At 68.4% G+C, this 21,860-nt stretch carries 19 protein-coding genes; 11 read left to right on the top strand and 8 right to left on the bottom strand.

Annotation, left to right across the window (positions count from 1 at the left end; genetic code table 11):
* The first annotated feature begins 50 nt into the window (after window positions 1-50).
* From BLQ49_RS29460 to BLQ49_RS02810, 3 genes are all read left to right on the top strand, one after another.
* The gene (locus BLQ49_RS29460; RefSeq protein ID WP_167627612.1) at window positions 51-209 is read left to right on the top strand and encodes a hypothetical protein; all 159 of its coding nucleotides are present in this window, start codon (window positions 51-53) and stop codon (window positions 207-209) included.
* Window positions 210-311: 102 nt separating this feature from the next.
* On the top strand, window positions 312-569 hold the full coding sequence (locus tag BLQ49_RS02815) for a type II toxin-antitoxin system ParD family antitoxin (RefSeq protein ID WP_091713144.1): 258 nt from the start codon (window positions 312-314) through the stop codon (window positions 567-569).
* Complete coding sequence (locus BLQ49_RS02810) at window positions 566-871, top strand: type II toxin-antitoxin system RelE/ParE family toxin (protein WP_091713143.1); 306 nt, start codon at window positions 566-568, stop codon at window positions 869-871. The genes BLQ49_RS02815 and BLQ49_RS02810 overlap by 4 nt, the downstream gene beginning before the upstream one ends.
* Before the next feature lie 26 nt (window positions 872-897).
* Here BLQ49_RS02810 and BLQ49_RS02805 read toward each other — a convergent pair whose 3' ends face one another.
* Window positions 898-1,815: a peptidylprolyl isomerase gene (locus BLQ49_RS02805; protein WP_091713141.1), complete on the bottom strand. Its 918-nt coding sequence runs from the start codon at window positions 1,813-1,815 to the stop codon at window positions 898-900.
* Window positions 1,816-2,077: 262 nt separating this feature from the next.
* On the opposite strand from BLQ49_RS02805, the gene secA reads away from it, so the two are divergent.
* The 7 genes from secA to BLQ49_RS02770 all read left to right on the top strand — a co-directional run bounded on the left by secA (window position 2,078) and on the right by BLQ49_RS02770 (window position 14,293).
* A complete protein-coding gene (gene secA / locus BLQ49_RS02800) occupies window positions 2,078-4,969 on the top strand; it encodes a preprotein translocase subunit SecA (RefSeq protein WP_091713140.1) in 2,892 nt (963 codons plus the stop codon).
* A gap of 7 nt (window positions 4,970-4,976) precedes the next feature.
* Window positions 4,977-5,648 carry a dethiobiotin synthase gene (gene bioD / locus BLQ49_RS02795; RefSeq protein WP_091713138.1) on the top strand — a complete coding sequence of 224 codons (672 nt, stop codon included), beginning with the start codon at window positions 4,977-4,979 and terminating at the stop codon, window positions 5,646-5,648.
* A 343-nt stretch (window positions 5,649-5,991) separates the two neighbouring features.
* Complete coding sequence (locus BLQ49_RS02790) at window positions 5,992-7,923, top strand: potassium transporter Kup (RefSeq protein ID WP_091713136.1); 1,932 nt, start codon at window positions 5,992-5,994, stop codon at window positions 7,921-7,923.
* 169 nt (window positions 7,924-8,092) lie between these two features.
* Window positions 8,093-8,497, top strand: a complete 405-nt coding sequence (locus tag BLQ49_RS02785) for a CsbD family protein (RefSeq protein WP_091713134.1) — start codon at window positions 8,093-8,095, stop codon at window positions 8,495-8,497.
* A gap of 152 nt (window positions 8,498-8,649) precedes the next feature.
* Window positions 8,650-10,050, top strand: a complete 1,401-nt coding sequence (ahcY, locus tag BLQ49_RS02780; protein ID WP_091713133.1) for an adenosylhomocysteinase — start codon at window positions 8,650-8,652, stop codon at window positions 10,048-10,050.
* Window positions 10,051-10,420: 370 nt separating this feature from the next.
* On the top strand, window positions 10,421-12,979 hold the full coding sequence (locus tag BLQ49_RS02775; RefSeq protein WP_244507409.1) for a sensor histidine kinase: 2,559 nt from the start codon (window positions 10,421-10,423) through the stop codon (window positions 12,977-12,979).
* A gap of 81 nt (window positions 12,980-13,060) precedes the next feature.
* Window positions 13,061-14,293 carry an MFS transporter gene (locus tag BLQ49_RS02770; RefSeq protein WP_091713131.1) on the top strand — a complete coding sequence of 411 codons (1,233 nt, stop codon included), beginning with the start codon at window positions 13,061-13,063 and terminating at the stop codon, window positions 14,291-14,293.
* A 143-nt stretch (window positions 14,294-14,436) separates the two neighbouring features.
* Here the strand turns inward: BLQ49_RS02770 and tolB are convergent, their stop codons facing one another.
* From tolB to tolQ, 4 genes are all read right to left on the bottom strand, one after another.
* Complete coding sequence (gene tolB / locus BLQ49_RS02765) at window positions 14,437-15,774, bottom strand: Tol-Pal system beta propeller repeat protein TolB (protein ID WP_091713129.1); 1,338 nt, start codon at window positions 15,772-15,774, stop codon at window positions 14,437-14,439.
* Between the two features lie 68 nt (window positions 15,775-15,842).
* Entirely contained in the window at window positions 15,843-17,219 is a 1,377-nt protein-coding gene (tolA, locus tag BLQ49_RS02760) for a cell envelope integrity protein TolA (protein ID WP_091713860.1), read from the bottom strand.
* Window positions 17,220-17,229: 10 nt separating this feature from the next.
* The gene (locus BLQ49_RS02755) at window positions 17,230-17,676 is read right to left on the bottom strand and encodes an ExbD/TolR family protein (RefSeq protein WP_091713128.1); all 447 of its coding nucleotides are present in this window, start codon (window positions 17,674-17,676) and stop codon (window positions 17,230-17,232) included.
* A 25-nt stretch (window positions 17,677-17,701) separates the two neighbouring features.
* Entirely contained in the window at window positions 17,702-18,418 is a 717-nt protein-coding gene (gene tolQ, locus BLQ49_RS02750; protein ID WP_091713126.1) for a protein TolQ, read from the bottom strand.
* Window positions 18,419-18,725: 307 nt separating this feature from the next.
* Between tolQ and BLQ49_RS02745 the strand changes: the two genes are divergently transcribed.
* Complete coding sequence (locus BLQ49_RS02745; protein WP_091713125.1) at window positions 18,726-19,514, top strand: HpcH/HpaI aldolase family protein; 789 nt, start codon at window positions 18,726-18,728, stop codon at window positions 19,512-19,514.
* Window positions 19,515-19,517: 3 nt separating this feature from the next.
* Here BLQ49_RS02745 and ybgC read toward each other — a convergent pair whose 3' ends face one another.
* The 3 genes from ybgC to ruvB form a co-directional block, all read right to left on the bottom strand.
* Window positions 19,518-19,961, bottom strand: coding sequence for a tol-pal system-associated acyl-CoA thioesterase (ybgC, locus tag BLQ49_RS02740; RefSeq protein WP_091713124.1), 444 nt, complete (start codon window positions 19,959-19,961; stop codon window positions 19,518-19,520).
* Between the two features lie 94 nt (window positions 19,962-20,055).
* Window positions 20,056-20,781 (bottom strand): DUF4142 domain-containing protein, encoded by a 726-nt coding sequence (locus BLQ49_RS02735; protein ID WP_091713123.1) that lies wholly within the window; start codon window positions 20,779-20,781, stop codon window positions 20,056-20,058.
* Window positions 20,782-21,176: 395 nt separating this feature from the next.
* A partial coding sequence (gene ruvB / locus BLQ49_RS02730) for a Holliday junction branch migration DNA helicase RuvB (RefSeq protein ID WP_091713122.1) occupies window positions 21,177-21,860 on the bottom strand: 684 nt, incomplete at its 5' end.

Here is a 21,860-nt window from a genome sequence, read left to right as displayed (position 1 = left end):
TATTCTCTTCCTAAGCCGGGCAGCGGATCGACTCGGCGCGGGAGGATCCCATGGCGTTCTTCATCGGCATCGCGTGTCCCTGGCTGCTGATCGCGGTGCTCGACCGGATCGCCGAAGGCCGCCGCATTAACGAGCTGGCCGCCCTCGGCGTGACGCCGCAATCCGCGCCGGCGCAGTCGAGCTACCTCGTGCCTGATCGGCCTTACTGACGGGCGCGCCTCTACGAGCCCGGCACGAAGCTGCGCTTTCCGGTGGCCGATCTCGACAGGCATTGATAACCCTGTAGCGATCCGGTCCATCAGGAGGACGCAATGATCCGTGCCGATCTCGGGGATCAGCTCGAGGCCTTCGTGATGCGGCTGGTCGCGAGCGGCCGGTACACGTCGGAAAACGAGGTGCTGCGGGAAGGGGTCCGCCTGATCCGCGACCGGGAGGCGGACCTCGCCACGTTGGATCAATCGATCGCGACTAGCCTCGCTCAGGCTCACAGCGGGCAGACCAAGTCCGCGGAAGAGGTTTTCGACCGGCTGGAGCGCAAGTATCGCGCCCTGACCGGCGAAACAGAATGATCGTCCGTTTCACGGATGCGGCGGAAAACGATTTAGAATCGCTCGGCGACTATATTGCGCAGGATAATCCCGAGCGCGCCCTCAGTTTCGTGCGGGAACTGCGCGTGGCATGCTTGGCGCTTGCCGATTTCCCCGAGCGCTTTCCGCTCGTTCCCCGCTACGAAAACAGCGGCGTCCGCCGACGTGTGCAGGGCGATTACCTGATCTTCTACAGGGTAGAGGCCCACCAGGTCGTCATCCTGCACATCCTGCGTGGCACAGTGAATCATGCCACACGCCTATTCCCATCCTGGCCGGACTGAACGGTCCGACCGTCACCGCAATCGGATCAGGGCTTCTTCGTCTCCGGCGCCGGCTGCGCCGCTTCGGCGGGTGCGTCCGGGCGCACGATCTTCGCCTCCGCGCGCAGCTTCAGGATCAGGTCCTGCTGCGCCTTGCGGATCAGGTGCTGGTCGATCTGCTCCTTCAGCTCGTCGAAGGTCGGCTGCGGCTTGGTCCGCATCTCCTCGACCTTGATGACGTGCCAGCCGAACTGCGTCTTCACCGGGTCGGAGACCTGACCGGGCTTCATCGCGAAGGCGGCATTGGCGAAGTCGGGGACCATCCGCTCCTTGGTGAACCAGCCAAGATCGCCGCCCTCGGCCTTGGAGCCCGGATCCTTCGAGGTCTCGGCCGCGACCTTGGCGAAATCCTCGCCGCCCTTGATCCGCGCCGCGATCTTCTTGGCCTCGGCCTCGTTGTCCACGAGGATGTGGCGGGCGTGCACCTCCTCCTCGGGCTTCATCAGCTTGACGGTCTGGTCGTAGATCGCGTGCTCGGCCTCGGGGGTGACGGCGCGCTTGGCCTCCTGCTCCAGGTAATCGTCGAGCAGGAGCTTGTCGCGGAAGTAAGCGAGCTTGCGCTTGAACTCCGGCGTGTCGCCGATCTTGGCGGTCTCGGCCGCCTGCGCGCCGACGCGCAGATCGACCATGTAGTCGATCAGCAGGTTCTTCTTCTGCGCCTCGTCAACGCCCGGCAGCGACAGGGCCGGATCGTCGGCCGCGATGGCGAGGTCGCCCTGCGTGATCGGCTTGCCGTTGACGCTCGCCACCACCGAATCTGGCCCCGCCGGGGTGGCGGTCGTGTTCGCGGCTGGCGTGCTGGCGGGAGCCGGCGCCTTTTGTGGGGCCTGAGCCAGCGCGACGCCCGGCAGCGCGATCAGGATTGCGAGCGCGCTGACGCGCCGGAGCAGGGCGGTATAGGGCATCGGGCGAAGTCCTCGGCTGACGTCTCGTGGCCGCTCCGGATCGGGCCGGGCGGCGGGCCGCGGCACAGGTGGCCCGCGTCGCGCGAGAAGGCAAGCGCGGCGGTTCGGCCGCTGGCGGAACCGTGACCGCACCGGCGGGCGTTGAGGGCTGCCCCTTTCAGGTGCACCGGGCGATGTTTACCTCTATAAGCCCGGCCAACTCCGCCCAGGCCGGCCCGCCACGCGTCCAGCGTGGGCGGGCTCGCGCGTCCGCAGGTCCACGATGCTCGGCTCGATCGCCAAGAAGATTTTCGGCTCCTCCAACGACCGGCGCGTCAAGGGCTACCGCCCCCGCGTGGCGCAGATCAACGCGCTGGAACCGGAGATCCAGGCCCTGTCGGACGAGGCGCTGCGCGCTCGCACCGACATGCTGAAGGCGGAACTCGCCGCCGGCAAGAGCCTCGACGACATCCTTGTGCCGGCCTTCGCCACCGTGCGTGAGGGGGCCAAGCGCGTCTTCGGCCAGCGTCACTTCGACGTGCAGCTGATCGGCGGCATGGTGCTCCACGAGGGCGGCATCGCCGAGATGAAGACCGGCGAGGGCAAGACCCTGGTGGCGACGCTGCCGGTCTACCTCAACGCGCTAGAGGGCAAGGGCGTCCACGTCGTCACGGTGAACGACTACCTCGCCGCCCGCGACGCCGAGTGGATGGGCCAGCTCTACCGGTTCCTCGGGCTCTCGGTGGGCACCATCGTCCACGGGCTCGACGACGCGCAGCGCAAGGATGCCTATGCCTGCGACATCACCTACGGCACCAACAACGAGTACGGGTTCGACTACCTGCGCGACAACATGAAGTACGAGCTGTCCCAGCTCGCGCAGCGGGGGCACAACTTCGCCATCGTGGACGAGGTCGATTCGATCCTGATCGACGAGGCGCGCACGCCGCTGATCATCTCCGGCCCGGTGGACGATCGCTCGGAGCTCTATGTGGCGGTCGATGCGATCATGCCCCGGCTGGTGCGCGAGCATTACGATCTCGACGAGAAGCAGCGTACGGTCTCGCTCACGGAAGCCGGCAACGAGTTCGTCGAGGAGACCCTGCGCGAAGTCGGCCTGCTCAAGGAGGGCGACCTCTACGACGCGCACAATGTCAGCCTCGTCCACCACGTGAATCAGGCTTTGCGCGCCCACACGCTGTTCACCCGCGACAAGGATTACATCGTCAAGAACGACGAGGTGGTGATCATCGACGAGTTCACCGGCCGCATGATGCAGGGCCGGCGCTACTCGGAGGGGCTCCATCAGGCGCTGGAGGCCAAGGAGCGGGTCACGATCCAGCCCGAGAACCAGACGCTGGCCTCGATTACCTTCCAGAATTACTTCCGGCTCTACAAGAAGCTCGCCGGCATGACCGGCACGGCATCGACCGAGGCCGATGAGTTCGCCGAGATCTACAAGCTCGACGTGGTCGATATCCCGACCAACAAGGAGGTCGAGCGCGTCGACGAGGATGACGAGGTCTACCGGACGGTGGCCGAGAAGTACGACGGCATCATCGCCGAGATCGACAAGGCGCATAGCCGCCACCAGCCGATCCTGGTCGGCACTGGCTCGATCGAGAAGTCCGAGCATCTCGCCGAGATGCTCAAGAAGGCCGGCTACACGCTGCTCGACTATTCCGATCCGAACGCGCTGACCGACGTCTACGCCGCCGCCCGCGAGGGCCGGGTGACCAAGCGCTTCGCCGTGCTGAACGCCCGCTTCCACGAGCAGGAAGCCTACATCGTGGCCGAGGCCGGCGTGCCGGGCGCGATCACCATCGCCACCAACATGGCCGGCCGCGGCACCGACATCAAACTCGGCGGCAACGTCGAGATGCGGGTCGAGAAGGAACTCGCCGGGATGCCGGAGGGGCCGGAGCGCGACGCGCGGATCGAGGCCATCAAGGCCGAGATCGCCGAGAACCGCGCTAAGGTGCTGGCCTCGGGCGAGAAGGCCGATCCGGAGGCAGGCCGCAAGAAGGATCTGCCCGGCGGCCTCTACATCATCGGCACCGAGCGCCACGAGAGCCGGCGCATCGACAACCAGCTGCGCGGCCGCTCTGGCCGGCAAGGCGATCCCGGCCGCTCCAAGTTCTACCTGTCGCTTCAGGACGACCTGATGCGGATCTTCGGCTCCGACCGCATGGACGGGATGCTGCAGAAGCTCGGCCTGGAGCAGGGCGAGGCGATCATCCACCCCTGGATCAACAAGGCGATCGAGAAGGCGCAGCAGAAGGTCGAGGCGCGCAACTTCGACATGCGCAAGAACGTGCTGAAGTACGACAACGTCATGAACGACCAGCGCAAGGTCGTGTTCGAGCAGCGCCGGGACTTCATGGCCCAGGAGAGCGTCCGCGAGACCGTGGACGAGATGCGCGAGGGTGTGATCGACGATCTGGTCGCCCGGCACATCCCGGAGAACGCCTACGCCGAGCAGTGGGATGTCGCCGGCCTGCACGAGCAGGTGAAGGAGATCCTCAACCTCGACGTGCCGGTGGAAGAGTGGGCCAAGGAGGAGGGCATCGCCGACGAGGAGATGCGCGAGCGCCTGCTCAAGGCGGCCGAGGAGGCCTACGCGGCCCGGACCGAGAAGAACGGCGCCGAGGTCACCGCCTATATCGAGAAGCAGGTGCTGCTTCAGACCCTGGACCACCTGTGGCGCGAGCACCTCGTGACCCTCGACCACCTGCGGCAGGTGATCGGCTGGCGCGGTTTCGCCCAGCGCGACCCGCTGAACGAGTACAAGTCCGAAGCCTTCGACCTGTTCAACAGCCTCGTCACGGCCCTGCGCGAGCAGGTGACCGCACAGCTCTCACGGGTCGAGATCATGTTCCAGGAGCCGCAGGAGCAGTTTCCGGCTGGCGGGCCGGCGTTGCCGCCGATGTTCGCTCAGCATCTCGATCCGGTCACCGGCGAGAACGAGATGGACTATGCCGGCCAGGGCTCCGGCAGCGACGGCGGCGGCGGGCCGGCCTATGGCTACGCCGCCCAGGGTCTTTCGGCCGATGGTGCGGTCCTGGAGCGCGACCCGCAGGACGCCGGCACCTGGGGGCGCGTCGGCCGCAACGAGCCGTGCCCCTGCGGCTCGGGCAAGAAGTACAAGCACTGCCACGGCACCCTGCAGGCCTGAGGCCGGCATGGCGGCCCGGACGGTCTTCATCGCGGGGGCCGGCACCGAGATCGGCAAGACCTACGTCACCGCCGCGCTGACCCGGCGCCTGCGGGCGCAGGGCCGGCCGGTCCGGACCGTGAAGCCGCTGGCGAGCGGCGTCCCACCGCTGGGCGATCCCGGCTTTGCCGAGAGCGACACCGCCCGCCTGCTCGACGCCCAGGACATCCCCCTCGGTGCCGAGGATGTGGAAGCCTGCTCGCCCTGGCGCTTCTCCGCGCCGTTGTCGCCCGATCAGGCGGCCGTGCTGGAGGGGCGGTCGCTGGATCTGCTCGACCTCGTCGGCTGGTGCCGCGCCCAGATCGCCTGCACCCCGGGCACCCTGCTGATCGAGGGTGTCGGCGGCCTGATGAGCCCGGTCACCGAAGGGGCGACCGGCCTCGATTGGCTCCGGGCCCTGGATGTTCCAGCGCTGCTGGTGTCCGGCAGCTACCTGGGGGCGATCAGCCACACGCTGACGGCCTGCGAGACCCTGCGCCGATACGATGTGCCGCTCCTGGCCATTGCGGTCAGCGAGAGCGAGGGCGCGCCGGCCCCGGCCAGCACCGTGGCCGCTTCGATCGCCCGCCATGCCGGCGCTGCGGTTTTTTGCCTGAGGCGCGGCGAGGCCTGCCCCGAAGCGTTGGCGGATCTGATCTGATCCGGCGGCGCCGGGCGGCCTTTTCAGGGTGTTGGGTCGAGCACGCCGGTGAAGCCGCCGGCATACGAAGCGCCGCGCAAGCGGCACTGGATCGGGACGCTGCGCCTGTTCCCGTGCCGGCTTCCGGGGGCATGCCGCTGGCGCTGCATGCCCCCGGGGGAAAAGGCCGGTGCCGAGCCGGCGGACACGGCATTCGACGACTTATACCCTCAAGTCCGCGTGTAGAGCCGACATCTCGGGGGCCTTCAGCTGCCCCGTCGCTGGACGGTCGAGCTCGGGCTGCTAACTGTCGAGCAACGTCGACTCGCCCAGATCCGGGCAGGTTCGTGTGGGAGCCGATGCGTTGAGTCAGTCCCTCGCCCCCGCCGCGGAGACCGAAGCCGAGACTGAAGCGGCGGCCCATCGTCGTCTGCAGCCGGGCCTCGTGCTCGGTGCGCTGGGGGTGGTGTACGGCGACATCGGCACGAGCCCGCTCTACGCCTTCAAGGAAGCCGTGAAGGCCGCCACCAGCGGTGGCGCCTCGGTGCCGGCGGCCGCGACCGGTGCGGTCTCGCTGATCCTGTGGTCGCTGATCCTGATCGTCTCGCTGAAATACGCGGTGCTGATCCTGCGCGCTGACAACCGTGGTGAGGGCGGCATCGTGGCCATGCTGGCGCTGCTCGGTGCACGACAGGCGCGGCCGGGCAGCTGGGGGGCGATGTTGCTCGTGGTTGGCCTCGTCGGGGCGGCCTTGCTCTACGGCGACGGGGCGATCACGCCGGCGATCTCGGTGCTGTCGGCGATCGAGGGCCTGAAGGTCGATGCGCCGTCGCTCGGGCCGTACGTTGTGCCGATCACGATCGTGATCCTCGTCGGGCTGTTCCTCGTCCAGCACAAGGGCGTCGCCGCCATCGGCCGGGTGTTCGGACCGGTCATGTTCGCGTGGTTCCTGGTTCTCGGCTTGCTGGGGATCGCCGGGATCCTGCGCGCGCCCGAGATCCTCGCGGCCGCCAACCCGTTCCGGGCGCTCGACTTCATGCTGCATGCGGGGCTGCCGGTGAGCTTCGCCATGCTGGGCGCGGCGTTCCTGGCGGTGACGGGCGGCGAGGCGATGTATGCGGATCTCGGCCATTTCGGCGCCCTGCCGATCCGTCTGGCATGGTTCGCCCTGGTGCTGCCCGCGCTGATGCTCAACTATTTCGGCCAGGGCGCGCTGCTGATCGCCGCCCCCGATGCCTTGGAAAACCCGTTCTTCCGCTTGTGCCCCGACTGGGCGCATTACCCGCTGGTGGGGCTCGCCACCATGGCGACCGTGATCGCCTCGCAGGCGATCATCTCGGGCGTGTTCTCGCTGACCCAGCAATCGGTGCAGCTCGGCTTCCTGCCAGCGATGCGGATCGTGCAGACCGCACGCGAGGAGCGCGGGCAGATCTACGTCCCGATGGTCAACTGGCTGCTCGCCCTTGCCACCCTCGTTGCGGTGGTGATGTTCGGCTCGTCCGACGCGCTGGCCGGGGCCTACGGCATCGCGGTGTCGATGCTGATGGGCATCACCACGCTGCTCGCCGCGCTGATCGCGCTCCGCTGGGGCTACAATCCCGTCCTGGTCTTCGCGGTGAACGGCTTTTTCCTTGCGATCGACCTCGTGTTCTTCGCCGCCAACAGCGTGAAGATCCTGGAGGGCGGCTGGTTTCCCCTGGTGCTGGCCGGCTTCGTCGCCCTGATGATGCTAACGTGGAAGAGGGGCAACGAGCTGGTCGAGAACGCGCGGGTCGCCCTGCGGCTGCCGGAGGATGTTTTCCTCTCCGGCCTCCAGCACCGCGATCTGCTGCGCCTGCCGGGCACCGCGGCCTTCCTGTCGGCAGCCGAGCACGGGATCCCGCTGCACCTGTCGCGCTTCGTGGAGCGCAACCGCGCCCTGATGGAACGCATCCTGATCATCACGGCGCTCTACGAGGAGACCCCCACCGTTCCGAGGGAGCAACGCGCGCACGTGACGATCCTGGCACCGGATTTCTACCGGGTGATCCTGCGCTACGGCTTCATGGAAGAAGCCTCGATCCCCGAAGGCTTGGCCTGTGCGGTCGACTCCCGACACCTGCCGCCGCACGTGCTCGACGACATGACCATCTTCGTCGGCCACGAGACGATCATCCCGAAGAGCGACGTGCGCGGGATGGCACCCTGGCGGGAAAACCTCTTCGCGTTCATGCAACGCAACGCCGAGCGCACCGGCGCTTTCTTCGGCGTGCCGACCCGGCAGGTGGTGGAGGTCGGGACGGAGATCGAAATTTGAGGGCCTTGCGGCCGCCTGGAACGCATTTGTCCCGGGCGTGGCGCACCGAAACGTGTGATTCGACCCGCGATCCAAGCGGAACCGCACCGCTCCCGCCTCGTTCCGCCCCGACGCAGGCGATGCGCCGTCCAAGGCACCATCCAAGCGCACGCCGGATCGGAGGGATACGATGAACAGGGATCATCTCGAGGGCGGTCTTCGCCACCTGCGGGGCCGGGCCAAGACGGCCACTGGCGCCGTCCGCGGCAACCCGGGGAGCCAGCTCGAAGGCGCCTACAACCAGGCTGCGGGCGCGGCGCAATACGCCTACGGCGAGGCGCGGGATGCCGTACGCGACCTGCGCCATGGCGGCGAGCACCTCGTCGAGGAGGGTCGGAGCCGGTTCCGGGACGTCAGCGCGCGCGGCCGGGACCTGGCCGACGAGGCTGTCGAGCGTGGGCAGCACTATCGCGACCGCGCCGTCCACCACGGCCGCCACCTCGCGGCGCGCGCGGACGAGAACCGCGGCACGACCCTCGCCCTGGTGGCCGCCGTCGCATTCGCTGTCGGCTGGCTGGCCCGCCCGAGCCGATAGGCAGACCGCGATTTTGCGGCCGGCGGGGCGGCGTGAAGGTCGCCCCGCCGGCCGGAACGCATAAAGACATCTTTATGTCTTGATTGCTTCGCGGCCCGCGAGGTGGTAGAGGCTCGCGCCGAACCCCACCGCGAACACGGAGCCGCTGCGACATGGCCAAGGATTATATCGTCAAGGACATCGGGCTGGCCGATTACGGCCGCAAGGAGATCTCGATCGCCGAGACGGAGATGCCGGGCCTGATGGCGGTCCGCGAGGAGTACGGCGCCGCGCAGCCCCTGAAGGGCGCGAAGATCGCCGGCTCGCTCCACATGACGATCCAGACCGCGGTGCTGATCGAGACCCTGAAGGCGCTCGGCGCCGACATCCGCTGGGTCTCCTGCAACATCTACTCGACCCAGGACCACGCCGCCGCCGCCATCGCGGCCGCCGGCATCCCGGTCTTCGCCGTGAAGGGCGAGACGCTGGAGGAGTACTGGGACTACACCTCGCGCCTGTTCGACTGGCATGACGGCGGCATGCCGAACATGATCCTCGACGACGGCGGCGACGCCACCATGTTCGTCCATCTCGGCCTGCGCGCCGAGAACGGCGACACTGCCTTCCTCGACAAGCCGGAGAGCGAGGAGGAGGAGGTCTTCTTCGCGCTCCTCAAGCGCAAGCTCGCCGAGAAGCCGAAGGGCTGGTTCGCCGGTCTCGCCGACAGCATCAAGGGCGTCTCCGAGGAAACCACCACGGGCGTCCACCGCCTCTACGTGCTGGCCAAGGAGGGCAAGCTGCTCTTCCCGGCGATCAACGTGAACGACTCGGTCACCAAGTCGAAGTTCGACAACCTGTACGGCTGCAAGGAGTCGCTGGTCGACGGCATCCGCCGCGGCACCGACGTGATGATGGCTGGCAAGGTCGCGATGGTCGCGGGCTTCGGCGATGTCGGCAAGGGCTCGGCCGCGTCCCTGCGCAATGCCGGCTGCCGCGTGCTCGTGTCGGAGATCGATCCGATCTGCGCGCTCCAGGCCGCCATGGAGGGCTACGAGGTCGTGACCATGGAGGATGCCGCCCCGCGCGCCGACATCTTCGTCACCGCCACGGGTAACAAGGACATCATCACCATCGACCACATGCGGGCGATGAAGGACCGGGCGATCGTCTGCAACATCGGCCACTTCGACAACGAGATTCAGGTCGCCGGCCTGAAGAACCTGAAGTGGAACAACATCAAGCCGCAGGTCGACGAGATCGAGTTCGCCGACGGCCATCGCATCATCCTCCTGTCGGAGGGCCGTCTGGTGAACCTCGGCAACGCCACCGGACACCCGTCCTTCGTGATGTCGGCCTCGTTCACCAACCAGACGCTGGCGCAGATCGAGCTGTGGTCCAACCCGGGCAAGTACCAGAAGCAGGTGTACACCCTGCCGAAGGCGCTCGACGAGAAGGTCGCGGCCCTGCACCTGGAGAAGATCGGCGTGAAGCTCTCGAAGCTGCGCCCCGATCAGGCCGCCTATATCGGCGTCTCCGAGAAGGGCCCGTTCAAGCCCGAGCACTACCGCTACTGAGGCGCGAACGGATCGGCGGCCTCTTGTCCAGCCGCCGCCGATCCACCCGTCGGTCCCCGCCTTCGCGCTTCGGGCCGACGATCCCTCCGAGGCCCGGCGCCCTGCGTCGGGCCTTTTTGTTTGTCAAGGCATGTATGCACGGTCGAACTGTGTCTTCTGTGTGTCGTTAACGATTGATTATGCGCGGGCTACCCAAAGCCACGCTTCGTTCCCCTTCCGGGCGGATTCCGAGGCACGATAAGGTGCGGGCGAATCTTTGATCGATGGGGCCGCGCCGGTTCGGGAGAATCGCCGCGGGGAGGGTGCGTGTGGCGCCGCGCGATGGCGCGCGCCGTTCGCATGACCGTCGGTGGTGGGGGCGGGGTTAGCAATGGGTGTCGGTCGTGCGACCCACGTTCGGATCTGCGTGGGTGCGCTCGCCCTGACCATGGCGAGCGCCGCTCTGGCCGAATTGTCCGACGCGCCGGTGGTGCATTCGGCGCGTGAGATTCACAGCGTGGCTGCCCTGGCGATTTTCGGCGGGCTGGTCGCCTTCGCGGTGATCCTCTCGTTGCTCCATCTCTACGAGCGCAACCGCTGGACCCGGCGCGAGCGCGAACTGGCGGCGGCGCTGGATGTCCTGCGCGGGGCCCATGACCGGGCCGAGATGCTGCTCAACGCCGAGCGTCAGATCATCGTCACCTGGGACCGGCGCAGCGAACCGGTGGTCGAGGGCGACATCAGCCTCGCGATCCACGGCGAGCGGCCCACCTCGGGATATGCCCGCCGGGTCCTGGCCTTCGGCACTTGGCTCGTCGCGGCGGATGCGAACGCGGTCGAGGCTGCTGTCGAGACCCTGCGGTCGCGGGGCACGAGCTTCACCCTGAGCCTGCGGACGCAGACGAGCCGCAGCATCGAGGCGCATGGGCAAGCCGTAGCCGGCCGCGCGCTCCTGCGCCTGCGCGAGACCAGCCAGGAGCGCAGCGAGATCGCCGATCTGCGGGCCACCCTGGAAGAGACCCGTCGGGGCCTCTCGACCTTGTCCGGGCTCCTGGACGCGATCCCGCAACCCGTTTGGCGCCGCAGCCGCGACGGAAGCCTGAGCTGGGTCAACGCCGCCTACGTGGCCGCCGTGGAAGCCGAGAGCCGCGAAGCCGCCCTCGATGCCGGGCTGGAACTGTTCGATCGGCCCGCCCGCGAGACCATCGCTCGCGAGGAGGCGGCCCGCTCGGCCGGGCTGACGCGAAGCCTGCCGCGGCTCTCGGCGATCGTGGCCGGCAGCCGGCGCATGCTGGACGTGTTCGAGACCAGCCTCGACACCGGCCGGGTCGGGATCGCCATCGACGTATCGGAGCTGGAGAGCGTCCGCGCCGACCTGCAGCGGCAGATGAACGCGAACGTCCGCACCCTCGACCAACTGCCGACGGCCGTCGCGATGTTCGACGTCTCGCAGCGGCTGATCTTCCACAACGCCGCCTACCGCCAGCTCTGGGACCTAGATCAGGCCTTTCTGGACGGGCGCCCCTCCGACGGCGAGATCCTCGATCATCTGCGGGCGGAGCGGAAGCTGGAGGAGCAAGCCGATTTCCGCGGCTGGAAGCAGCAGGTGCTCGCGGCCTACCGCGCCGTGGAGGCGAATCAGACGTGGTGGTACCTGCCCGATGGCCGGACGCTGCGTGTGGTGGCGGACCCGAACCCGCAGGGCGGCCTGACATATCTGTTCGACGACGTCTCCGATCACCTGAACGCGGAGTCCCGCTACAACGCCCTGCGCCGCCTGCAGGCCGAAACCCTCGACACCTTGGCCGAGCCCGTAGCGGTGTTCGGGGCGGACGGACGGCTGACCCTGGCCAACCGCGCCTTTCACACCGTGTGGCGGCTGGACCCCGCCATGGTGGAGGAGCGCCCGCACGTGGATGCGGTCATCGCGGCCTGCCGGGAATTGGCCCCCGCCGAGGAGGCCTGGCTCGATATCCGCGACGCCGTAGTCGGGCTCGAATCGCGGACTGCCCGCGAGTGCCGCATCGAGGTGGTGGACGGGACTGTCCTGGACTGCGCCGCCCAGCCGCTGCCCGAGGGCGCTACCCTGCTGACCCTCATCGACATCACCGCGAGCGTGAATGTCGAGCGCGCGCTCACCGAGAAGAACGATGCCCTGGTGAAGGCCGCGCAGCTGCGCGACACCTTCGTGCATCACGTCTCTTATGAGTTGCGCTCGCCGCTCACCAACATCATCGGCTTCACGCAACTCCTCGGCGACGAAACGGTCGGAGCGCTGAACGAGCGGCAGCGCGAATATGCCGACCACATCATGCGCTCCTCCGCGGCGCTCCTCGTCATCATCAACGACATCCTCGATCTCGCCTCGATCGATGCCGGATCGCTGGAACTCCAACGGGAGGAAGTCGATATCCAGGCCACCGTCGAGGCTGCGGTGCGCGGCATCGAGGATCGCCTCGCCGAATCGAGCATCACCCTGGTGCTCGACGTGCCCGAGACGATCGGCAGCGTGCATGCGGACGGAAAACGGGTCCGGCAGATCCTGTTCAATCTGCTCTCGAACGCGGTCGGGTTCTCGGAGGCCGGCCAGCGGGTCGAGGTCCACGCGCGGCGCAACGCCCAGGATCTGCTCCTCAGCGTGCGCGACCACGGCCGGGGCATGCCGCCGGAGATCGCGGATTCCGTCTTCAACCGGTTCGAGAGCCATACCCTGGGGACGCGGCACCGCGGGGTGGGCCTCGGCCTGTCGATCGTCCGGTCCTTCGTCGAGCTGCATGGCGGCCGGGTCCATCTGGAGACGGCCCCCGGCGAGGGAACCTGCGTGACCTGCACCTTCCCGCTCGACCCCAACAGCAAGCCCCGGCGCGATCCGATACCGGATGTCCGTCCAGCCGGAGCGATGGAGCCGACCGCCAGTCCGATGCGCAAGACCGGTCTCACCGTCCACTAATCGGCTTCAAAGCGCAGAAACCAAAGCAGTCCGACCCGCGGCGAGGCTTGATTCTTTCCCTCACGCCACGCAGCAGGGGGAATGTCCCAACAAGATCGTTCCGGCTGGGCTGTCTTCGGCATCGGCGATTTCCGCCTGTTCGGCGCGGCCCGCTTCCTGACGGGCCTCGCCTACCAGATGCAGGCGGTGGCGATCGGCTGGTTCGTGTACGACCTGACCCATTCCGCCTTGGCGCTGGGCCTCGTCGGCCTCGCGGGCTTCCTGCCGGCGATCGTCTGCGCCCTGATCACCGGCCATGTCGCGGATGCCTACGACCGCCGCCTCGTCGCGGCCGGGGCCTTCGCGCTCCAGAGCGTGGCGAGCGTCGGCCTGCTGGCCTGTGCCCTGTCGGGCGTCCATGTCGTCTGGCCGATCTACGCCCTGGTGATCCTCGTGGGCACCGCCCGGGCCTTCGCCAACCCGTCCCTCCAGGCTCTGCTGCCGACCCTGGTGCCGGCGGCCCAGTTCAGTTCGGCCATCGCGTGGAACGCCTCCCTCTGGCAGAGCGCCTCCGTGATGGGGCCGGCGTTGGGCGGCTTCCTCTACGCCCTCGGGCCGGCGGTGGTGTTCGGCGGGGCGGGGGCAAGCTTTGCCCTGGCGAGCCTGCTCACGGCCCTTATCCGCTTCCGCCCGGCGGCGTCAGCCGAGCGGCCCCCGATCACCTGGGCGGCCCTCTCGGCGGGGATCGCCTATATCCGCTCGCAGCCGGTGGTGCTGGGCGCGATCAGCCTCGATCTGTTCACCGTCCTCCTCGGCGGCGCCACGGCGCTGCTGCCGATCTATGCCGGGGAGGTGCTGCATGTCGGCCCCCTCGGGCTCGGGGCGCTGCGCAGCATGCCGGCCTTCGGCGCGGTCACGATGGCGGTGCTGCTGGCAAACTATCCCCTGCGGCGCCATGCGGGGCTGCGGATGCTCCGGGCGGCGGCGGTCTTCGGCGCTGCCACAGTGGTGTTCGGCCTCTCAACCTCGCTGCCCCTGTCGATGGCCTGCCTGTTCGTCACCGGCGCCGCCGACATGATCTCGGTCTATGTCCGCCAGACCTTCGTGCAGGGCGAGACGCCGGACGCCATGCGCGGCCGGGTCTCGGCGGTGAACACGGTGTTCATCGGCGCCTCGAACGAACTTGGCGAATTCGAATCCGGAGTGCTGGCCGCCGCGATCGGGGCGGTCCCGGCGGTGGTGGCAGGCGGCGCCGCAACGGTCGGTGTCGCGCTATTGTGGGGGAAGCTGTTTCCCGCGCTCAGGAACCGCGACCGGTTGATGGTGCAGGGGTGACGGCGATTATCCATCGGCGTCCTCGATCGGCACGCAGAATGGATTATCTCAATCCGATCATGGCCTTCTTCCCGTCAGCAGGCCGGCAACCCTGATGCTACTCGGCGATCAGGGCCCGGCTGTTACGCCGGACCCCGCCGCCCTCAGCGCCCGCCGAGCAGCGGCGACCAGGTCGGATCCGACGCGTAGGCCGGCGTCGGGACCGGCTGCTCCACCTTGCCGGTGATGTCGACCATGAACAGCTTGCCGCCGCCCTGGCCGCCGGGATCGCGGAAGAATAGCACGTATTGCCCGTTCGGCGCGAAGGTCGGCCCCTCGTTGTGGAAGCCCTCGGTCAGCACACGCTCGCCGGAGCCGTCGGGCTTCGAGACGCAGATGGCGAAGCCGCCGTTGCGCTGGCGCGTGTAGGCGATCAGGTCGCCGCGGGGTGAGAAGGCGGGCTGCGAGGCCGAGCCCGGGCCGAAGGTGATGCGGTGCGGGTTCGAGCCGTCCGCCCCCATCACGTAGACCTGCTGCGAGCCGCCGCGATCGGATTCGAAAGCGATCTGCGAGCCGTCCGGCGAGTAGGTCGGCGAGGTGTCGATCGCCATGCCGTTCGTAATCGAGCGTTGCGCCTTGGAGGCGAGATCCATGGTCACGATATCGGCGTTGCCGCCCTGCTGGACGCTCATCACGATCTTGCGGCCATCCGGCGAGAAGCGCGGGCTGGCGCTCATCGAATCGACGTTGCCGAGCGCCTGCCGCGAGCCGGTCTCCAGATTGATCATCTGGACCCGCGGCTGATGGCCATTGGCCTGCGCCATGAAGGCGATGTCCTGCGTGGCCGGCGAGTAGCGCGGCGCGACGATCGACATCTCGCCGCTGGTGATCGCCCGGACGTTGGCGCCGTCCTGATCCATGACCATCAGGCGCTTGCGCCGGTTCTCCTTCGGGCCGGTCTCATCCACGAAGGCGATGCGGCTGTCGAACCAGGGGCCGAGGCCGGTGATCTTGGTGTAGACCGCGTCCGAGATCAGGTGGCCGGTGCGTCGGACGTTGGCGGCGTCGGTGCCGTATTGCTGGCCGGTCATCTGCTGGCCGGAGGTCACGTCCCAGAGCCGGAACTCGACCTTGACCCGGCCGGCCTCGCGGACCACGCGCCCGGTGACGAGACCCTGGACGCCGGTGGCGCGCCATTTCTCGAAATTCGGGGCGGCATCGAAATTCGGCTGCTCGGGGAAGCGCGCGTGATCGAGGGGCGTGAAGTACCCCGAGCGGCGCAGGTTGTTGGTCACCACGCCGGAGACGAGGCCGGCGAGGCTCGGGTCGCCGCCGAAATCCGCGATGGCGATGGGCATCGGCTGGAAGTTGCCGCCGCCGATGCGCAGCTGGAGCTGCGCCTGGGCGGGTCCGGCCAGGAAGGCCGTCAGCAGGGTGAAGACCGCGATCAAGCGCGCGGCGAAGGACGTCGGGAGACGCCCGGCGGAGGGCAGGTTCAGCATGGTGGGTCGGATCCGAGTGACGATCTGACGAGGCGGCCGGATCAGGGCGGAAGAAGGGCTGGAAGGCCTCAAGTCGCCGTGAACTCGAACTCCGCGTTGATGGCCTTCCAGTCGTTGTAGTACGGCGCGTAGGTGGCCGGGATGTTGTACGGCGCGCAGCGGCGGACCGCCCGGAGCGCGGCCTGCGCGATCGACTGGTCGACCGCGCTGGCCCCGCCGCGCATGATCCGCGGCTCGGTGCTGAGCGAGCCGTTCGGGTTCAGGCGGATATCGAGCACCGGCAGGACCACGCCCTGCGCCGCCCCGGGGGGCGCCGAGTAGCAGCGCTCGATCTGCTGTTGAAGCAGGCCAACCAGGGCATCCCGCAGCGACGGCGACAGACGCTGGGCATTGCCGGTCGCCGCGCCCAGAGCCGCCACCTTCTGCACGGCGTGGCCCGTGGCCCCGGTCGATTGCGACGGCGCCTTCGAGGCCAGCATCGAGCGGATGTCGCCGGCGTTGAACTTGTTGGCGAGCTCGGCCTGCTTGCGGGCCTTGGCCTCCCCGTCGGCCTTGGCCTTCGCATCCGCCATCGCCTTGGCTTTCGCCTTCGCGGCGGCCTCGGCCTTCGCCGCAGCTTCAGCCTTCGCAGCCTCCGCCTTGGCCTTCGCGGCGGCCTCCGCCTTCTCGGCCTCGGCCTCGGCCTTCGCCTCGGCGAGTTCCTTCTGACGCTCGGCTTCCGCCTCGGCCTTCGCCTTGGCGTCGGCCGCCTTCTTGGCGGCCTCCTTGGCCGCCTCAGCCTTGGCGGCAGCCTCGGCCTTCGCCTTCGCGGCGGCGGCCTTCTGGGCGGCTGCTTCAGCCTCGGCCTCCTGCTTCTCGATCAGCTTCTCCAGCTGCTCGCGCTTTTCGGCCTCGGCCTTCGCGGCCGCATCTGCCTTGGCCTTCGCCTCGGCCTTGGCTTCAGCCTTGGCGGCAGCGGCCTTCTCGGCCGCCGCTTTCTCGGCCGCAGCCTTGGCGGCTTTCTCGGCCGCCTTTTCCGCGGCTTTCTCGGCGGCGGCCTTCTCAGCGTCGCGCTTCTCCTGGGCCGCCTTGGCGGCCTGCGCCACCTCCTGCGGGTCCGGCTCGGCGCGCAGCGGCATCTCCTCCGCGTTGGCGAGCTTCATCTCGGCCGTGCGGGTGGGCGCGGTGGGCGCGTCGGTCTTGCTGTTCTCCGGCTCGCGATCCTCGACCTTTTCGGCCTTGCGGTCGGCCCGGGAGGTCGCGTTCGGCATCGGCTTGTCGGCCTGACGCTCGCCCTTGGTGATCTCGGACAATTGCTGCTCGGTGATCACCTCGACGGGCACGCCCTCCTGCGCCTCCGGCAGGGCGGGCGCCGCGACGCTGAACAACGCCAGCGCGAGGAGCGCCACGTGGGTGCCGGCGGAAATCCAGACACCCGGTTCTTTGCGGTCGAAGCGGAACTCCACGGCCAACGCCCTACTGATGCTCAGGCTCGGTCACGAGGGCGACCTTCTTGAAGCCCCCGCCGGTCACGATCGCCATCACCTGCGCCACGCGGCCGTAATCGACCCGCTTGTCGCCCCGCACGAAGACACGCTCCTCGGTGCCGGTCTTGGCGGCCTCCAAGAGCTTCGGCACGATCGTGTCGTCGGTGAGTTCGTCCTCGCCGAGGAAGACCTGACCGGTCTGGCGGATCGACAGGGTGATGGGCTTCACGTCGGAATTGAGCGGCGAGGCCTTCGACTGCGGCAGGTCCAGCGGCACGCCGACCGTCATCATCGGCGCCGCCACCATGAAGATGATCAGCAGCACCAGCACGACGTCGATGAACGGCGTCATGTTGATTTCATTGATGGGCCCGCCGCGCCGGCCCCGGCGACGGCGCTTGCCGCCGCCCTGTGATGCGCCCGCTGCCATGCCCATGGTTTTTGTCTCCTCCGGATCGGCCTCAGGCGGCGAGCGGCAGACGCTCGTCGATCTGGCGGGACAGGATGGCGGAGAACTCGTCGGCAAAACCCTCCAGCCGCGACTGCAGCTTGGCGACCTCGGCCTGGAGCTTGTTGTAGGCCAGCACCGCCGGGATCGCGGCGAAAAGGCCGATGGCGGTGGCGAACAACGCCTCGGCGATGCCGGGAGCGACGACTGCGAGCGAGGTATTCTTGGAGGCTGCGATCGAGGTGAACGCGGTCATGATGCCCCAGACCGTGCCGAACAGACCGATATACGGACCCGCGGAGCCGATCGAGGCGAGGAACAGGAGGCGGGACTCGAGGCGCTCCACCTCCCGGTGGATGGTCACGTCGAGCTGCTTCTCGATCCGCTGCGATAAGGACTGGATCTGGCGGCCCGAACCCTCGAACGAGCGCTTCCACTCCCGCATGGCGGCGACGAAGACGGCGGCCAACCCGGTGGCCGGGCGGTCATTGAATGAACGGAACAGCTCCTCCAGCGAGCGGCCGGACCAGAATGCGTCTTCGAACGCGTCCATCTCGGCCCGGGTGCGGCGGAACAGCAAAGTCTTGTCGACGATGATCGACCAGCACCAGATCGAGGCACTGAGCAGCCCGATCATGACGATCTTCACGACGAAGTGGGCCTGCAGGAACAGACCGAGCAGCGTCATATCGGCGACAGGCGCGGCCTGCATCGCGTCGGCTGGGTTCATCCGTCGAGGTCTCCTGCTCCGGACCGCGCTGCGCCGGGCGAGGCCCGCGTCCGCCGGATCCGTGAGCGATATCAACGCTGTCGCCCGCGAATCTGTCGAAAGTAAGGGCCGTCGGCGGCCCCGCGCCCCGCCGTGGCGGCGGGTCTGTTAAGGGCGCGGCAGGGTTAAGGATCGGTTTCGATCCCGGCGATCCTGAGGCGTCCGGCTGTTCGGACGGGGGCGGGGTGGACCTGCCGGAACCCGGTCCCTTATGGTCTGAGCCAGCGACGCCGAGTCGCGCCTCATTCGAGATCTGCACAGGAAGCGCATGACACTTCCCGTTCCCAGTCTTCAGGAGCTGCTGCCCACGGGCCACGCCCGGTTCCTCGGATGGTCCTGCATCGCCGATCCCGCGATCGCGGGCGCCCTGGCCCGGGCCGGATTCGATGCCGTACTGCTGGATCAGCAGCACGGGGCCTACGACTACAAGACGAGCTGCGCGGCGATCACCGAGGTGGCGCTCGCCGGCAAGGCCGCTCTGGTGCGGGTGCCGGTCGGCGATGTCGCCATGGTGTCGCGGATGCTGGACGCGGGCGCGGCCGGGATCGTCGCGCCGATGATCAACACGGTGGCGCAGGCCGAGGCGCTTGCCGCCGCCGCCAAGTTCCCGCCGGTCGGTCAGCGCAGCTGGGGGCCGGACCGGGCGATCGTGCTGTCGGGCCTGCGGAACGGGGCGGAATATCTCGCAGTCGGCAACGCGCGCGCCCTCACCATCGCCATGTGCGAGACCGCGGAGTCGATCGCCGCGCTGGAGGCGATCCTGGCGGTGCCGGGCATCGACGGCATCCTGGTCGGTCCCGCCGACCTTTCGATCGCCCTGTCGAAGGGCGCGGCCGTCGATCCGGCGGGCTCGGCCGTCACGGCAGCTTTGGGCGAGATCGTCCGCAGGACCCTGGCGGCGGGCAAACTGCCCTGCGCCTTCGCGCCCTCGGCCGCCCGAGCACGCGAAATGGTGGCGATGGGCTTCCAGCTCGTGTCGATCGGTTACGATTCGATGATCGTCGCGGACGCGTTCGCGCGGCTGCTGTGCGAGGCCGACCCGTCCCGGGCGGGCTGAGGCCTATTCGGCCGGAGCGAGCTGACGCCGCAGAGCATCCGGCAGGCGGACCGCTCGGCCGTCGCGGACGCAGGCCACCGTCACCTCGGCGGCGACCAGCAGCGTGTCGCCCCGGCGCACCTCCTGAGCGAGTTGCATCGAGGCGCCGCGGAGCGCTCTCGTGTGCGTAATGATCGTCAGCAGATCGTCCATCCGAGCCGGGCTCACGAAATCGAGGCTCATCCGACGGACGACGAAGACGAGGCCCTGCGCCTCGCGGTGCAGGTTCGACTGGTCGCCGGCAAGTCCGCGGAGCAGTTCCGTCCGGCCGCGTTCCAAGAAGCGCAGGTAGCTGGCGTGGTAGACGAAGCCCGAGAAATCGGTGTCTTCGTAATAGACGCGCACACGCATCTGGTGCGGCTGACCATCCTGCATCGGGTGGCCGGTCGCCGGCTCGATCACGCTCATACCGTTCGTGTAGCGGCTTTCTGAGCAGGGGTGCAACGCGACGAAGGCCGCCCGGAGGGCGGCCTTCGCAAAGTTCAGATCACGGCAGGTTCGATCAGCCGCCGATGCGGTTGGCGAGGCTCGCCGAGTGCGCATGCTCGTCGGCGATGTAGGGCAGCGCCTCGGTGGCGAACTGGCGGCCCTGGGCGTTGTCGCCCGACTTCGCGTAGGCGTCGTAGAGCGCCAGCGTACGGGCATCCGACCGAGCCTGCTGATCGATGTAGGTACGGTCGAAGGCACGGCCATTCGGAGCCGACTGGAGCTGCGCCAGACGGGCCTGACCGCGCTCGCCCAGGGCGACCCGGCGGCCCGGCTCGGCGGGGCTGTTGTCGACGATGCCGACGGCGCCCAGCGCGCCGCCCACGATGCTGGTGCCGAGGTTGGCGGCGACCGTCACGGGGGCGAGAACGAGGCCGATCGGGTTGCTCAGGTCGGTGCGGATCCCTTGGTTGTCCGAGATCACCGTGCCGTTGCGCGACAGGGAAGTGTTCGGCGGCAGGAGGGCGTCGGTGGTCGCCTTGCGCTCGACCAGAACGCGGTTGGCGTAGTGGCGGACCTGCGGGTTACGCGACCGCTCGAGGGCGATGCGGCTCGCCTCGATGCTGGCGGCGTCCGACCGCAGGGCCTCGGCGCGGAAGGCCGGGGTCTCGGTCGTGGCGGCGCCGATCCCGTCCTGCTGGGCGAACGGCAGCACACGGATCGGGAGCGCATCCTGCGCGAAAGCCGGCGCGGAAATCACAGCGGCGGAGAGGCCGAGAACGGCGAGCGTGATTGTCTTCATGGCGGAAGTTAATCCCTGACGTTGTTCTTGATGGCTCGAAGATCTCTCGTGAGCCGAGGGGCAGGGCCTCGCTCACGAAACCCTGGCCGGCGCCTCGCAAACGGGGCACGGTCGGCTCCACAACTGCCGCGTTTCGGCGCTGTTCCACGATCGAGCGTAGAAACTTTTGGCCACAATGGCGTGATGCTTGACCGCAAGCTCGGCTATACTGGCGCGTCGCACGCCCAGAAATTGCAGCTGAGGCAGAGACTTGCGGTGGATGGGCCGCACAATGGCGGCGGATGGACTGTCAGGCTCCGCACCGCCGGTCCATGAGCTTGGCGAAAATCGGCCCCGCTCCGAGTGCATACGCTGCGAAGGCTCGCCACTCGGATCGGAGCGATCCCGTTGCACTCTCAGCCGTCTTCGCCATCGAACAGCCGACCCGTCGCGTTCGGATCGCGCTTCGGCTCTGCCAGACCCATATGCCGGTAGGCGTGGCGGGTGAGCACGCGGCCGCGGGGGGTACGCTGCACGAAGCCGCGCTGGATCAGGTACGGCTCGATGATGTCCTCGATCGCGTCCCGCGGCTCCGACAACGCCGCCCCGATCGTCTCGATCCCGACAGGCCCGCCTCCGAACGAGCGCGCGATCAGGCTCAGGTACTTGCGGTCCATCACGTCGAGACCCGCCTCGTCCACGTCCAGCAGCTTCAGCGCCCGGTCGGCGATCGCCCGCGTCACCGTCTCGGCCTCCGCCACCACGGCGAAATCGCGCACCCGCCGCAGCAGCCGCCCCGCGATCCGCGGCGTGCCGCGCGCGCGCCGTGCGATCTCGTTGGCCCCCTCGGCCGACATGCCGAGGCCGAGAACCCGCGCCCCGCGGGCCACGATCTGCTCCAGCTCGTCGATCTCGTAGAACTCCAGCCGGATCGGGATGCCGAACCGGTCGCGCAGCGGCGTGGTCAGCAGGCCCGCGCGCGTGGTGGCGCCGACCAGCGTGAACTTGGGCAGATCGATCTTGACCGAGCGCGCCGCCGGACCCTCGCCGATGATCAGGTCGAGCTGGTAATCCTCCATGGCCGGGTAGAGGATCTCCTC

The organism is Methylobacterium phyllostachyos (genome assembly GCF_900103445.1).
Classification (GTDB): Bacteria; Pseudomonadota; Alphaproteobacteria; order Rhizobiales; family Beijerinckiaceae; genus Methylobacterium; species Methylobacterium phyllostachyos.
This window is presented reverse-complemented; position numbering and strand designations above follow the sequence as displayed.

What these genes read in the sequence shown, in the direction of transcription:
- BLQ49_RS29460 (WP_167627612.1), top strand. Translation starts at nt 51, where the DNA reads ATGGCGTTCTTCATCGGCATCGCGTGTCCCTGGCTGCTGATCGCGGTG.
- BLQ49_RS02815 (WP_091713144.1), top strand. Translation starts at nt 312, where the DNA reads ATGATCCGTGCCGATCTCGGGGATCAGCTCGAGGCCTTCGTGATGCGG.
- BLQ49_RS02810 (WP_091713143.1), top strand. Translation starts at nt 566, where the DNA reads ATGATCGTCCGTTTCACGGATGCGGCGGAAAACGATTTAGAATCGCTC.
- BLQ49_RS02805 (WP_091713141.1), bottom strand. Translation starts at nt 1,815, where the DNA reads ATGCCCTATACCGCCCTGCTCCGGCGCGTCAGCGCGCTCGCAATCCTG.
- secA (WP_091713140.1), top strand. Translation starts at nt 2,078, where the DNA reads ATGCTCGGCTCGATCGCCAAGAAGATTTTCGGCTCCTCCAACGACCGG.
- bioD (WP_091713138.1), top strand. Translation starts at nt 4,977, where the DNA reads ATGGCGGCCCGGACGGTCTTCATCGCGGGGGCCGGCACCGAGATCGGC.
- BLQ49_RS02785 (WP_091713134.1), top strand. Translation starts at nt 8,093, where the DNA reads ATGAACAGGGATCATCTCGAGGGCGGTCTTCGCCACCTGCGGGGCCGG.
- ahcY (WP_091713133.1), top strand. Translation starts at nt 8,650, where the DNA reads ATGGCCAAGGATTATATCGTCAAGGACATCGGGCTGGCCGATTACGGC.
- BLQ49_RS02775 (WP_244507409.1), top strand. Translation starts at nt 10,421, where the DNA reads ATGGGTGTCGGTCGTGCGACCCACGTTCGGATCTGCGTGGGTGCGCTC.
- BLQ49_RS02770 (WP_091713131.1), top strand. Translation starts at nt 13,061, where the DNA reads ATGTCCCAACAAGATCGTTCCGGCTGGGCTGTCTTCGGCATCGGCGAT.
- tolB (WP_091713129.1), bottom strand. Translation starts at nt 15,774, where the DNA reads ATGCTGAACCTGCCCTCCGCCGGGCGTCTCCCGACGTCCTTCGCCGCG.
- BLQ49_RS02755 (WP_091713128.1), bottom strand. Translation starts at nt 17,676, where the DNA reads ATGGGCATGGCAGCGGGCGCATCACAGGGCGGCGGCAAGCGCCGTCGC.
- tolQ (WP_091713126.1), bottom strand. Translation starts at nt 18,418, where the DNA reads ATGAACCCAGCCGACGCGATGCAGGCCGCGCCTGTCGCCGATATGACG.
- BLQ49_RS02745 (WP_091713125.1), top strand. Translation starts at nt 18,726, where the DNA reads ATGACACTTCCCGTTCCCAGTCTTCAGGAGCTGCTGCCCACGGGCCAC.
- ybgC (WP_091713124.1), bottom strand. Translation starts at nt 19,961, where the DNA reads ATGAGCGTGATCGAGCCGGCGACCGGCCACCCGATGCAGGATGGTCAG.
- BLQ49_RS02735 (WP_091713123.1), bottom strand. Translation starts at nt 20,781, where the DNA reads ATGAAGACAATCACGCTCGCCGTTCTCGGCCTCTCCGCCGCTGTGATT.